The following is a 12,898-nucleotide window of genomic DNA, read 5'->3' as shown; positions in this document are numbered from 1 at the left end:
TCTTAGTCTTCGTTCAGGATGGCCGGGACCTTGAACTGCCCGTCCTCGGCGTCGGGCGCGTTCATCAGGGCCTCCTCGCTGGTGAGTCCCTCCTCCACGACATCCTCGCGCAGCACGTTGGACATGGCGATCGGGTGTGAGGTGGGCGGGACGTCCTGGATCGGCGCCTCGGCGACCGAGGCGACGGCGTCGACGATCACGTCGAGTTCGGCGGCCATGAGGTCCAGCTCCTGGTCGCCCATCTCGATGCGCGCCAGGTTCGCGAGGTGCGCGACCTGATCACGGCTGATGGCAGACATGCATTCTCCTGCTCGGTTGATGGCTCGGTTGGCCCGGCGGCGCGCTGCCGTCCATCCGACGGCGCCCGGGACCCTCCGCCCAGTCTAGTCACGGGCCCGCACGGGGCCCGCATCCGCCAGGAGCCTGTGGACGACGCCGTCCGGGCCGTCGAGGACGCCGTGCCGACCGTTAAAAGCGTCGCACCCCGCCCTGCGAACAGGACGGGGTGCGACGGAGATCACTCGGACTCGCTGGGCGAGGCCCGGGGATCAGCCACTTACGCGGCGGGGATCTCCAGGACCTGGCCCGGGAAGATCAGGTTGGGGTCGGAGACCACGGTGCCGTTGGCGGAGGCCAGCTCCTCCCAGGAGACGCCGTGCTGAGCGGCGATGGAGGAGATGGTCTCACCGGCGGCGACGGTGTGCTCACCGGCGGAGGCCTGAGCCGGAGCGGCGGGGGCCTCGACCTGGGCCGGGGCCTCGTAGGCCTCCTGGACCGGGGCGGCGGCCTCGGTCTGGGCGGGGGCCTCGGCCTGAGCCGGAGCCTCGGCCTGCTGGGCCGGGGCCTCAGCCTGAGCCGGGGCCTCGTAGGCCTCGACGTTGGAGGACTGCGGCGCGACGGCCTCGGTCTGCTCCTGCTGCTGCGGGGCCGAGTCGGCCACGGAGGCGGTGCCGGCCTTGTCGGCGTCGCCCAGGCCCAGCGAAGCGGAGCAGGCGGGCCATGCGCCCCAGCCCTGACCGTCGAGGACCTTCTCGGCAACGCTGATCTGCTCTGCCTTGGAGGCGCTCTGGGGGTCGCCCTGGCCGCCGAAGGCGGACCAGGTGCTCGGGGTGAACTGGAGGCCGCCGGAGAAGCCGTTGCCAGTGTTGGTGTCCCAGCTACCGCCGGACTCGCACTCGGCCAGCTGGTCCCAGGTGTCGGTCGAGGCGGCGTTGGCCGGCATCGACAGGGTTGCAGCGGCTGCGCCGCCGATCACCAGAGCGGCGGCACCGCGGCGGGCGTTACGGCGAATGTTGGAAGTAGTGTTCACGATGCTCCTCGGGCCACCTACGCTCCATCCATCCCTGGACTTCTGCGCGCCGTCGTCTACCCCTAGATGTCTTTGGGGTTCTGTTTCAGGTGTCTGCCCTGTAGACGACGTCCGGTGTTACGGCAGCACCCAGCATGTAGATCCGCGCACTTCCGCGCGGTGAGGTTCGAGCCTCACGGCCTCGAACGTTTATAACGATACAATAACGATTTTGGAGTTGGCAACCAAAATTTTGATGGAAGCTCAACATTTTTCGGCCCGCATCACGGAACTGCATCCGATCTGCTCATGAGGCACGCGTGCCAGACTATGAGGCCCGCGCGGCGGGGGTCAACCCCTCGCCCTATGCTTAAGATCACGGAGGGGTAACGTTGTCAAGTCGAACGACTTATTCTTCGTCATCGTCCTGACTAGGTGAAACGCCATCCGGCCCCTCCGCGAGGAGGGTCTTGAAGCTCTCGTTGTCCAGGATCGGGATCTTCAGCTGCTCGGCCTTGTCCAGCTTGCTGCCCGCGTTCTCACCCGCCACGAGGAAGTCTGTGTTCTTCGACACAGAGCCCGAGGCCTTGCCCCCGCGGAGGATGATCGCCTCCTTCGCGGAGTCCCGGGTGAAGTCCTCGAGCGTGCCCGTCACCACGACCGTGACCCCCTCCAGGACCCGCGGGATCGAGGCGTCGCGCTCGTCCTCCATCCGCACGCCGGCGGCGGCCCACCGGTCCACGATCTCCCGGTGCCACGGCTCGGCGAACCACTCCGTGACCGCGCGCGCGATGGTCGGCCCGACGCCGTCGGTGTCGGCCAGCCGCTCCTCGCCCGCCTCGCGGATGGCGCTCATCGAGCCGAACTCCGTGGCCAGGGCGCGCGCCGCGGTGGGGCCGACGTGCCGGATGGACAGCCCCACCAGCACCCGCCACAGGGGCTGCTCCTTGGCCTCCTCCAGCTGCTCGAAGAAGGTGAGGGTGTTCTTGGTGGGCACCGAGGGCTTCTTCGCGGTGGGCCGGGTGTAGAAGTAGGGCACGAGCTCGGTCTCCCCCGGCTCGGCCCCCTTCCCCCGCTTGGCCCGCTCGATCCTGACCTCGGCCAGGTCCTCCGGGGTGAGGTCGAAGAGTCCCGCGAGGCCGGTCAGCGGCGGCCGCTCCGGCTCCGCGGGCTGGATCAGCGCCCGCGCGCCCTCCTCGCCGAGCGCCTCGATGTCGAAGGCGCCTCGGCCGGCTGTGTGGAACAGGGTCTGCCAGAGCTGGGCCGGGCAGGACCGGGAGTTCGGGCAGCGGATGTCGACGTCGTCCTCCTTGGCCGGCGCGAGCTCCGTGCCGCAGGAGGGGCAGCGGGTGGGCATCACGAACTCGCGCTCCGAGCCGTCCCGCAGCGCGGTCACCGGTCCCACGATCTCGGGGATGACATCGCCCGCCTTGCGGACCACCACGGTGTCGCCGATCAGCACGCCCTTGGCCTTGACCACGTCCTGGTTGTGCAGCGTCGCCATCTCCACCGTGGAGCCGGCCACCTTGACGGGCTCCATCAGGCCGAAGGGCGTCACCCGGCCGGTGCGTCCCACGCTGACCTGGATGTCCAGCAGCTCGGTGTTGACCTCCTCGGGCGGGTACTTGTAGGCCACCGCCCAGCGGGGCACCCGGGAGGTGTGGCCCAGCAGCTGCTGGGTGCGGAAGTCGTCCACCTTGACCACGATGCCGTCGATCTCGTGGACCAGGTCGTGGCGGCGGTCCCCGTAGTGGGCGATCAGCTCGAGGATCTCCTCCTCGGAGCCGAGCAGGCGGGTGTACGGGCTCACCGGCAGCCCCCAGGAGGCCAGCAGGTCGTAGGTCTCGCCCTGCGTGGCGGCGGAGAGGCCGGTGCGGGAACCGATGCCGTGGACGAACATCGACAGCCGGCGCCGAGCGGTGACCTTCGGGTCCTTCTGGCGCAGCGAGCCGGCGGCAGCGTTCCGGGGGTTCGCGAAAGGCGCCTTCCCCTCGGCCACCAGGCCCTCGTTGAGCTCCCGGAAGTCGGAGGAGGCGATGAAGACCTCGCCGCGGATCTCGATCTCGCTCGGATGCCCCTCCCCCGCGAGGGTCCCGGGGATCTGTTCGATCGTGGCCACGTTGTGCGTCACGTCCTCACCGGTGGTGCCGTCGCCGCGGGTCGCGGCCCGGACCAGCTCGCCGTCGCGGTAGAGCAGGTTGACCGCCAGGCCGTCGATCTTCAGCTCGGTCAGCCAGGCCGGCCGGCTGCCGGGGCGCACGTTCTCGATCGAGACCGCGGCGCGCTGGAGCCAGGCCCGCAGCTCGTCCACCGAGAAGACGTCCTCGAGCGAGTACATCCGCTCCAGGTGCTTGACCGGCGCGAAGGCCTCGGAGACCTCGCCGCCGACCTCCTGGGTGGGCGAGTCGTTGGCGGTGAGCTCGGGGTTCTCCGCCTCGAGGCGCTCGAGCTCCCGGTACAGCGTGTCGTACTCGGCGTCGGAGATCCTCGGGGCGTCCTCGACGTAGTACGCCGTGCGGGCGGCGCGCACGCTCTCCACGAGCTCGGCGTAGCGCTCCTTCAGCTCCTCGCGGGGGACCTCGCGCTCGCTGTCCCGGGTCGCCTGCTCTGCCCTCTGCTTCTCTTCGCTAGTCACGATCCCTATTGTGACCCATCGCGGGGATCGGTCCGCTCCGCCTCGCGGGGGTCGCCCTCGGCGTCGACCGTGGTCTCCTCGGGGGCCAGCGGGCCGTCCGGGCTGGTGCCCGCGCGGGAAGGGTCGGAGAGGTCCTTGGCGTTCCAGGTGTCCAGGTCGATGACCCCCTCCTCGGGGGCCTGCTCCTGCACGCCGTCGGTGTCGCCGTCGCAGCCGTGGTTCTGGCAGGAGCCCGCCGGGACGGCGTCGACCACGATCACGGAGATGTTGTCCCGGCCCCCGGCGCGGATGGCCGCGGCCTGCAGGACGTCGGCGGCGTCCTTGGGGTGGACGACCGTGGCGAGCACGCGCGCCATGTACTCGTTGGACAGCTCGCCCGAGAGCCCATCGGAGCACATCATCAGCCGGTCCCCGGGGTGGGCGGGGATGACCCAGAAGTCGGGCTCCCAGTAGTTCCCCGTTCCCAGCGCGCGGGTGATGACGTTGCGCCGCGGGTGGGTCAGCGCCTCCAGCGCCGTGATCTGCCCGGTGTCCACCAGGTACTGGACCTCGGAGTGGTCCACGGTGACCTGCTCGAGCTCCACGCCCTGGACGGGGCTCTGGGAGATGGAGGTGGTCCGCTCGCTGACCGGGGCGTCCTCCTCGCGGCGCAGCCGGTAGGTGCGCGAGTCGCCCACGTTGAAGATGATCCACATGCTCTGCCCGCCGATGCGGGTGAGCCAGGCGCCGGTCAGCGTCGTGCCCGCGCGCATGTTGCCCGCGGTCTTGATGTTCTCGTCGGCCTCGCCGATGACGTCCTTGATCTGCCGGAGCACGTCCATGATGCGGGCGTTGAGCCGGCTCGTGGCGCGGCGGCGGCGCCGGAACAGCCCGCGCTGCTCCTCCGGCTCCTCGGCGGACTCGTCCACCTCGAAGGAGGGCGTGGAGAACAGCGGGGCGGCGGCCAGGGTGTTGACCGCGAGGGAGCTGGCGACCTCGCCGGCCTCGTGCCCGCCCATGCCGTCGGCGACGACGCTGAGGTTCCCGGAGGTGACGAGCGAATCCTCGTTGTTCTTCCGGTGGCAGCCGCGATGGGTGGTCGCGCCCAGGCAGGTGACCAGCTCGAGGGATTCGGTCATTCGAAGTCGATCTCCAGTTCGGTTCCCACGCCCGTGCTCACTATCACGGGCTGGACGTCCCCGAAACCACGCACGTTGCGCGTCCCCTGCGGGAACAGCACGAACCGTTCGTCACCCTCGAGCACGTTGGCGGTTGAGGCATCCGTCAGGACGGAGCCGGGCTCGGCCAGCGCCACCAGGCGCGAGGCGAGGTTCACGGTCGGGCCGTAAACATCTCCCAGCCTAGGCAGAATTCGTCCCCAGACAAAAGCAACGCGCGCTTCGGGAAGCTCTGCGTCCTCGCGGATGATCTTGGACAGCGCCAGCGAGATCCGGGCGCCGGCCTCCGGCGACTCGGTGAGGAAGAGCACCTCGTCGCCCACGGTCTTGATGATCCGGCCGCCGCCGACGGCGATCACCTCGGCGCAGCGCTGCTCGAAGTGCTGCACGAGGCTGGCGAGGGTCTTCTCGCTCATCTGCCGGGAGAGGGAGGTGTAGGAGACCAGGTCGGCGAATCCGATGCCGCGGACCAGCGGCAGCGCCCTGAAGTCGGTCTCCTGGTCCTCGTCCGGGTCCGCCGAGGGCTTCTCGACCTTCAGCGCCAGGCGGATCACGGCCGCGTTGAGCTGCCGCCGGTACCCGTAGCGGATCAGCTCCTCGAGGTTGTCGATCAGCTCCGGCAGGGTTCCGAGCAGCTGCCGCCTGGCCTGGGCGTCGGTGATGCCGCGGCTGGCGACCATGTCCTCCACGATCGCCTCGATCTGCCAGGCCACCATGCGGTCCATCATCTGGCCCACCGAGCGGACCACGGAGAGCGCCCCGTCCTCCGTCACGAAGCCGTCGCGGACCATCTCCGAGACGGTGCCCAGGGCGTTGGAGTCGGCCTCGGTGAAGTAGACGTCCTCGTCCTTGAGGTTGGGCATGCCCAGGGCGCGCCAGATCTTCCGGGCCGAGAGCAGGGAGATCTCCGCCTTCTGGGCGGCCTCCCGACGTCGCATCCAGCGGTTCTCGCCGAGCAGGGCCCGCTCCAGCGCACCCACGGCCTGCTTGGCCTCCTCCGACCGGTACAGGTTGAGCTGAGCGGGGTTGTGCAGGTTCAGCTGGTTCGTCTGCGGACCGGTGTACACCCTGCGCTCTTCGGGGCTCTCCTCCGTCACTGGCTGCTCCACCTCATTCGTCACTCGTCCACCGCAATGGCCCTCGGCGCGGCCGGGCCGCGGACGGCCTTCGGCCCGGCGGCGCCGCCATGCCTCAGCTCACACGTCTCGCACTGGGAAGCTTACACGGGGGCTCCGGGGTCATGGAGGGCGCCGAGGCAGTGCCCGCGGTATTCATCGCACATTTCGACGAAACGCCCAGGCTCCTTCTGATAGGTGAGGTCGAAGCCCTGACCCCGGGCCCGCACCCGCACGGTGCCGAAGCCCGCCCACCGGGCGTAGGGGCCGCGCGGGCCCCTGACCTCGTCCACGATCTCCCACGGGATGGCCAGCGGGAGCCGCTTGCCCAGCCCGCGGAAGATCACCAGGCGGCGGCTGGTGAGCGCGTAGCCCGTCACGGCCCAGCGGTAGCCGCGCACCGCGGCGTAGACGAGGGCTGCGATCAGGACGATGGGAGCCGCCGCGGACCATCCCGCGGAGAGCGAGCCCAGCACCTGCAACATGCTGGCCAGGAAGATGCCGAGCAGCAGGACCAGGAGCGGGCGCAGCAGCTTCATCGGATGGGCGCGGTTGCAGGTGACCACCTGCTCTCCGGGCATCAGGGGGGCGCGGTACCTCACGGACGCTCCTCCCCCGCGGCGTCGGCGCCTCCGGTTCCGACTCCGGCCCCGATACCAGGGGCACGCTCCGGGCGGGGGGCCCACGTGCCCTCCTCGGGACGCAGGTGCACGACGTCGCCCACCGAGACCGCCTCGGTGCTCCCGTCCTCCGCCCGTACCACGAGCGAGCCGTCCGCGTCGACGTCCAGCGCCAGCCCGAGGAGGTCCCCGACGCCCTCGGCCCGCTGGACCCGGACCCGCCGGCCCAGGGTGTCCAGCGCGCCCCGTACGGTCTCCAGCAGGGCGGGCCGCCCCGGCGCGGCCCGCTCGACGGAGCCGCCGGCCGCCTCGAAGTCCCCGACCAGCCCGCGGAACCCCTCGATGACGCGGATCAGCAGCTCCGTGCGGTCCGGCTCCTCGCCGGTCTCGGCCAGCAGTGAGGTGGCGGTCCCGGAGGGCAGCTCCTCGGGCCGGAGCCCGGCGTTGACGCCCACCCCTACGACGACGCCGAGGCGTCCCTCGGCGTCCTGCACGGCCCGGGCCAGGATGCCCGCGGCCTTCTTCCCCCCGATGAGCAGGTCGTTGGGCCACTTCAGCTCGGCGGGCAGGCCGGTCTGCTCCCGCACCGCGGCGCGGACCGCGAGCGCGAGCAGCAGGGTGACCCAGTGCAGCGAGGCGGGGGGCAGGGTGGGGGCCTCGGCGTCGTCGCGGGAGGGCAGCACCGCGAAGGAGACGATGGCCGAGCTGGAGCGGGGCGCCGTCCAGCTGCGATCCCGCCGGCCGCGCCCCTCGGTCTGATGCTCGGTCACCAGCGCGTGGAGGTGCCCGGGAGCCCCAGGGCCGCCCGCCCGGAGCCGGCGGACGAGCTCCTCGTTGGTGGAGGCCACCCGGTCCAGCACCTCCACCTCGGCTCCGGTCAGGCGGGGGTCCTGGCCGGGTCCGGGGACCAGCCGGTCCGTCTCGAGAGGTTCTGGCATTCCCGTCCTTCCGTCGTCCCGGGGCCCTGCGGCTCGCTCTGCGCGGCGGGGTCGCCGGCGGCGTCGGCCGCGGCGGGCCCCACGTGGGCTAGTTTAGAGGTGCACCGTCGACGATGGAGAAGAGGCCCCACCATGCCCCAGCATTTCGCCGTGACCTATTCCTACGGCCCCGCCGAGGAACAGGCCAAGCACCGGCCCGAGCACCGAGCCTATCTGGGGGCGCTGCTGGAGCGCGGCGCCCTCAAGGTCTCCGGACCCTACTCCGATGAGGGGTCCCCGGGCGCGCTGCTGGTCTTCGAGGCGGACTCCCCCGAGGAGGTCCGGGCCCTGCTCGACGATGACCCCATGGTCCTCGGCGGGGCCGTGACCGGCGTCGAGATCCGCAGTTGGAATCCCGTGCTGGGTACAGTAGGTTAGCCGCTGTTCCCGGATACACCGTCGTCTCCGAGCCGCAGCATCCCGAGCCATCCCGCACTGAGGAAGTCATGACCGAAGAACTCTCCCGCACAGCATCCGGTGACGCTCAGGAGGCGTCGGGCCCGGACCTGACCACCACCGCCGGCAAGATCGCCGACTTCTACGCCCGCCGCGAGTCCACCTGGCTCCCCACCGGGCAGGCGCCGGTCGACCGGCAACACTCGCGGGGGAAGAACACGGCCCGTGAGCGGATCGAGATGTTCCTCGACGAGGGCTCCTTCGTGGAGTTCGACGCGTTGGCCGTCCACCAGTCCACGGCCTTCGGCATGGAGAAGAAGAAGCCGCTGGGCGACGGCCTGGTCTCCGGCTACGGGACCGTGGACGGGCGGCTGGTGGGCATCTACTCCCAGGACTTCACCGTCTTCGGCGGCTCCCTGTCCAAGGCCAACGGCGAGAAGATCGTCAAGGTCCAGAAGTTCGCGCTGCGCAACGGCTGCCCGGTCATCGGCATCAACGACGGCGGCGGGGCGCGCATCCAGGAGGGCGTGGCATCGCTGGCGATGTTCGCGGACATCTTCCGGATGAACGTGCGCTCCTCCGGCGTCGTGCCCCAGATCTCCGTGATCATGGGGCCGTGCGCGGGCGGCGCCGCCTACTCCCCGGCCCTGACCGACTACGTGATCATGGTCGACAAGAGCTCGCACATGTTCATCACCGGGCCCGACGTCATCAAGACCGTCACCGGCGAGGACGTGGACATGGAGACCCTCGGCGGGGCGGCCTCGCACAACTCGGTCACCGGCACCTCCCACTACCTCGCGGAGGACGAGGAGGACGCCTTCGACTTCCTGCGCGAGCTGCTGGAGTTCCTGCCCTCCAACAACCTCCAGGACGGGCTGACCCTGGACCACGACCAGGACCCGCAGATGTCCGTGGACGACCTGGACCTGGACACGCTGATCCCGGACTCGGCGAACCAGCCCTACGACATGCGCGCCGTCATCGAGACCGTGGTGGACGACGGGCACTTCCTCGAGATGCAGCCGCTCTACGCGCCCAACGTGATGGTCGGCTACGGCCGGGTCGAGGGGCGCACCGTGGGCGTGGTCGCCAACCAGCCGATGCAGTTCGCCGGGACCCTGGACATCGCGGCCTCGGAGAAGGCGGCACGCTTCGTCCGGCACTGCGACGCCTTCAACATCCCGATCCTGACCTTCGTGGACGTGCCCGGTTTCCTGCCCGGCACCGAGCAGGAGTTCAACGGCATCATCCGGCGCGGGGCCAAGCTCATCTACGCCTACGCCGAGGCGACCGTCCCGCTGGTCACCGTGATCACGCGCAAGGCCTACGGCGGGGCGTACATCGTGATGGGGTCCAAGAAGCTGGGCGCCGACGTCAACCTCGCCTGGCCCACGGCCCAGATCGGCGTCATGGGCGCGCAGGGCGCGGTCAACATCCTCTACCGCCGCGAGCTCGCGGCGGCCGCCGAGGCGGGCGAGGACGTGGAGGCCAAGCGCGCGGAGCTGATCCAGAAGTACGAGGAGGAGCTGCTCAACCCGTACCAGGCGGCCGAGCTGGGGTACATCGACTCGGTCATCGCCCCCTCCGAGACCCGCGTGAACATCATCAAGTCGCTGCGCGCGCTGCACGACAAGCGCGCCGCGATGCCCGCCAAGAAGCACGGGAACATCCCGCTCTGAGGCCGGTGAAGGAGACAGCCATGGAATCGAAGGACGACCAGCCGAAGGAAGAGCACGCGCCGCTCTTCTCCGTGGTGCGGGGGCAGCCGAGCGAGGAGGACCTCGCGGCGCTGACGCTCGCCCTGCTCTCCCGCCGCGGAGGATCCGACCAGCAGGGCCGGCCGATCGGCGAGGCCGGCCGGCTGCTGGCCCGCCGCCAGCGGATCGGCGCTGGCCTGCGCCCCGGTCCCGGCTCCTGGCGCCGGGCCCGGCCCCGGTAGGCGCGCGGATGCTCCGGCTCGGGATCATCGGCACCGGCGCGATCAGCTCGGCCTTCGCCCGGGCTGCCGCCGCGAGCGGTGCGTACCGCCTGGCGGGGGTCGCCAGCCGCAGTGAGGACTCCGGCCGGCGCTTCCTCGCCGCGCTGGAGGAGGTCCGGGGACTGGGCGCCTCCGAGGCGCGCGTGCACCGCTCCGCGGCGGAGCTGTGCGAGGAGGGGGCCGAGGTCCTCTACCTCGCCTCCCCCAACAGCCTGCACGCCCGCGACGCGCTCGAGGCGATCGAGCGGGGCGCGGACGTGATCGTGGAGAAGCCCGCCTTCCTGGACCCCGCCCAGTGGGAGGCGGTGCACGACGCCGCCCGCCGCCGGGGCGCGCTGGTCCTGGAGGCGGCCCGGAACCTCTACGAGCCCGGCTTCGCTGCGGTGGCCGAGGCCGTCGCGGCCCGCGCCGCGCGAGGCGAGCGGCCCGTGGCCGCGACGCTCTCCTACGCCCAGTACTCCTCCCGCTGGGACCGGGTCCTGGAGGGCGAGGAGCCGAACATCTTCTCCCCCGCCTTCGGCGGCGGGGCGCTGGTGGACCTCGGCGTCTACGCCCTCTACGCCGCGCTCGCCTGGCTGGGCACGCCGGAGGACGCCGTCTACGTCCCGCACCTGGCCCCCACCGGCGTCGACGCCCACGGGACGGCGGTGCTGACCTACCCGTGGGGGACCGTCACCGTGCTGACCGGGAAGGACCACGCCGAGCCCTCCGGCGCCCGCATCCACTACGCGCACGGCGAGGTCTCCTGCGACGGCGTCCAGGCCATCACCCGCGCGGAGGACACCGCGCGGGGCAAGCTGTTCGCCGCGCTCGCGCCCGCCGAGGAGGGTCTGGCCGGCTGGATGGCCTTCGAGGCCCGCTCCTTCGCGCGACTGTTGGAGGCCCGCCGCGACGCAGGGCTCGACGCCGCCCAGCGGGCCGAGTACGAGCGGGTCACCGAGCTCTCGCACGAGGTGAACCGGCTGGCCACCCGCCTGCGGCACGGGGCCGGGATCCGTTTCGCGGACGAGGGACCGGAAGACTCGGGAGCGACTCCCGGATGATGCACCTCACAGCGAGGATTTATTCCCCCACCGGCGCGTAACATTTCTACTTGAAGAATAGATGTGTTATGTGGAGAAGGTCTAGGCTGGGGCACATGTCTTCTCACTCGAGCACCTCCTCCGCGCCCTCATCGGGGCAGTCCCGGACCAGGCTCTCCGACCGCCTCCCCTCATGGATGACCAACTTCGGCGTCCAGATCATCGTCGGCCTCGTGGCCGGCGTCGTCCTCGGATTCATCGCCGCCGCCATGGGCGGGGACGCCGAGGAGAGCCCCAACTGGCTCATGGTCACCCTGGACACGATCGGCGACAGCTACGTCTCGCTGCTCAAGGCCGCCGTGGTCCCCCTCATCGTGACCGCGGTGATCGCCTCGATCGCCAACCTCAACCAGGTCACCAACGCGGCGCGCCTGGCCGGCAAGACGCTGCTGTGGTTCGGCATCACGGCGCTGATCGCCGTGGTCATCGGCATCGGCCTGGGGGTCATCTTCCAGCCCGGCGCCAACACCGACCTCACCACCCCGGAGGCCTACGAGGGCTCGCAGGGCTCCTGGCTCGGCTTCATCACCAGCATCGTCCCGGCGAACTTCCTGGGCCTCTCGGTCTCCACCCAGGCCGCCGAGTCCGGCGACCTCACCTCGAGCGTCAGCTTCAACGTGCTCCAGGTGCTGGTGGTCTCCGGTGCGATCGGCATCGCCGCCCTGAAGGTCGGGGAGGCCGCCGAGCCCTTCCTGCGCTTCATCCGCTCCGCGCTGGCCGTGATCCAGAAGGTGCTGTGGTGGATCATCCGCCTCGCTCCGCTGGGCACCCTCGGCCTGATCGGCAGCGCGATCTACACCTACGGCTGGACCACCATGGGCTCGCTCGCGAAGTTCGTGATCCTGCTCTACGTGGGCCTGGCGATCGTCGGCTTCGTCGTCTATCCGATCCTGGCCCGCCTCAACGGCCTGTCCGTCAAGCAGTTCTTCTCCGGTGTGTGGCCCGCGGCCCAGCTCGGCTTCGTCTCCCGCTCCTCGATGGGCACGATGCCGGTGACCCAGCGGGTCGCCGAGCGCAACTTCGGCGTCCCGCCGACCTACGCCTCCTTCGCCGTGCCCTTCGGCGCCACGACCAAGATGGACGGCTGCGCCGCGGTCTACCCGGCGCTGGCCGCGATCTTCGTCGCCCAGTTCTACGGCGTCGACCTCGGGATCACGCACTACCTGCTGATCGTCCTGGTCTCGGTGCTGGGCTCGGCCGCCACCGCCGGCACCACCGGCGCGACCGTGATGCTGACCCTGACGCTCTCGACGCTGGGGCTGCCGCTGGACGGCGTCGGCCTGCTGCTGGCGATCGACCCGATCATCGACATGGGCCGCACCGCGCTCAACGTCTCCGGGCAGGCGCTGATCCCCGCGATCATCTCCAAGCAGGAGGGGATCCTGGACGAGGGCCTGTACAACGGCAAGCGCTCCTCCGACTGGTTCGAGTCGGACCAGACCGCCGAGGAGTATGCCGCGGCGCAGCCCGGCGACGCCGAGCGGACCACGGCCGACGGCGGCGGCGAGGGCCGGGAGCGGACGGACGCGGTGAGCGCCGCGGCCGGCGCCCCAACCTCCGCCGAGCGGGGCGCCCCGGCGTCCCGGACCGGCGACTGACCGAGGGACATCGCGTGGGAACGGCCGCGGGCGGGGAGGACGAGCGCCT

Annotated in this window: 12 protein-coding genes; 5 read left to right on the top strand and 7 right to left on the bottom strand. The window is 70.8% G+C overall.

Annotated elements, in window-relative coordinates; genetic code table 11:
• Window positions 1–2: 2 nt before the first annotated feature.
• The 7 genes from gatC to EWV39_RS10605 form a co-directional block, all read right to left on the bottom strand.
• Window positions 3–299, bottom strand: coding sequence for an Asp-tRNA(Asn)/Glu-tRNA(Gln) amidotransferase subunit GatC (gene gatC / locus EWV39_RS10635; RefSeq protein ID WP_129659741.1), 297 nt, complete (start codon window positions 297–299; stop codon window positions 3–5).
• A 257-nt stretch (window positions 300–556) separates the two neighbouring features.
• Window positions 557–1,309 (bottom strand): transglycosylase family protein, encoded by a 753-nt coding sequence (locus tag EWV39_RS10630; protein ID WP_337589944.1) that lies wholly within the window; start codon window positions 1,307–1,309, stop codon window positions 557–559.
• 388 nt (window positions 1,310–1,697) lie between these two features.
• Window positions 1,698–3,923 (bottom strand): NAD-dependent DNA ligase LigA, encoded by a 2,226-nt coding sequence (gene ligA, locus EWV39_RS10625; RefSeq protein ID WP_238148293.1) that lies wholly within the window; start codon window positions 3,921–3,923, stop codon window positions 1,698–1,700.
• Between the two features lie 5 nt (window positions 3,924–3,928).
• Complete coding sequence (locus tag EWV39_RS10620) at window positions 3,929–5,041, bottom strand: protein phosphatase 2C domain-containing protein (RefSeq protein WP_129659738.1); 1,113 nt, start codon at window positions 5,039–5,041, stop codon at window positions 3,929–3,931.
• Window positions 5,038–6,177: an adenylate/guanylate cyclase domain-containing protein gene (locus EWV39_RS10615; protein WP_129659735.1), complete on the bottom strand. Its 1,140-nt coding sequence runs from the start codon at window positions 6,175–6,177 to the stop codon at window positions 5,038–5,040. The genes EWV39_RS10620 and EWV39_RS10615 overlap by 4 nt, the downstream gene beginning before the upstream one ends.
• A 122-nt stretch (window positions 6,178–6,299) precedes the next feature.
• Window positions 6,300–6,797 (bottom strand): PH domain-containing protein, encoded by a 498-nt coding sequence (locus EWV39_RS10610; RefSeq protein ID WP_129659732.1) that lies wholly within the window; start codon window positions 6,795–6,797, stop codon window positions 6,300–6,302.
• Window positions 6,794–7,753 carry a biotin--[acetyl-CoA-carboxylase] ligase gene (locus tag EWV39_RS10605; protein ID WP_129659729.1) on the bottom strand — a complete coding sequence of 320 codons (960 nt, stop codon included), beginning with the start codon at window positions 7,751–7,753 and terminating at the stop codon, window positions 6,794–6,796. Before EWV39_RS10605 ends, EWV39_RS10610 begins: the two co-directional genes overlap by 4 nt.
• Window positions 7,754–7,885: 132 nt before the next feature.
• Between EWV39_RS10605 and EWV39_RS10600 the strand changes: the two genes are divergently transcribed.
• From EWV39_RS10600 to EWV39_RS10580, 5 genes are all read left to right on the top strand, one after another.
• Window positions 7,886–8,170 (top strand): YciI family protein, encoded by a 285-nt coding sequence (locus EWV39_RS10600; protein WP_129659725.1) that lies wholly within the window; start codon window positions 7,886–7,888, stop codon window positions 8,168–8,170.
• A gap of 68 nt (window positions 8,171–8,238) precedes the next feature.
• Window positions 8,239–9,870: an acyl-CoA carboxylase subunit beta gene (locus tag EWV39_RS10595; protein WP_129659722.1), complete on the top strand. Its 1,632-nt coding sequence runs from the start codon at window positions 8,239–8,241 to the stop codon at window positions 9,868–9,870.
• A 20-nt stretch (window positions 9,871–9,890) separates the two neighbouring features.
• Window positions 9,891–10,130, top strand: a complete 240-nt coding sequence (locus EWV39_RS10590; RefSeq protein ID WP_129659719.1) for an acyl-CoA carboxylase epsilon subunit — start codon at window positions 9,891–9,893, stop codon at window positions 10,128–10,130.
• Window positions 10,131–10,138: 8 nt separating this feature from the next.
• The gene (locus EWV39_RS10585) at window positions 10,139–11,212 is read left to right on the top strand and encodes a Gfo/Idh/MocA family protein (RefSeq protein WP_129659716.1); all 1,074 of its coding nucleotides are present in this window, start codon (window positions 10,139–10,141) and stop codon (window positions 11,210–11,212) included.
• A gap of 95 nt (window positions 11,213–11,307) precedes the next feature.
• Entirely contained in the window at window positions 11,308–12,849 is a 1,542-nt protein-coding gene (locus EWV39_RS10580; RefSeq protein WP_129659713.1) for a dicarboxylate/amino acid:cation symporter, read from the top strand.
• Window positions 12,850–12,898: the final 49 nt, after the last annotated feature.

It is taken from the genome of Rothia halotolerans, assembly GCF_004136635.1.
Lineage (GTDB): Bacteria > Actinomycetota > Actinomycetes > Actinomycetales > Micrococcaceae > Rothia > Rothia halotolerans.
The sequence above is the reverse complement of the archived record's forward strand: the minus strand, read 5'-3'. Positions and strand labels throughout refer to the sequence as shown.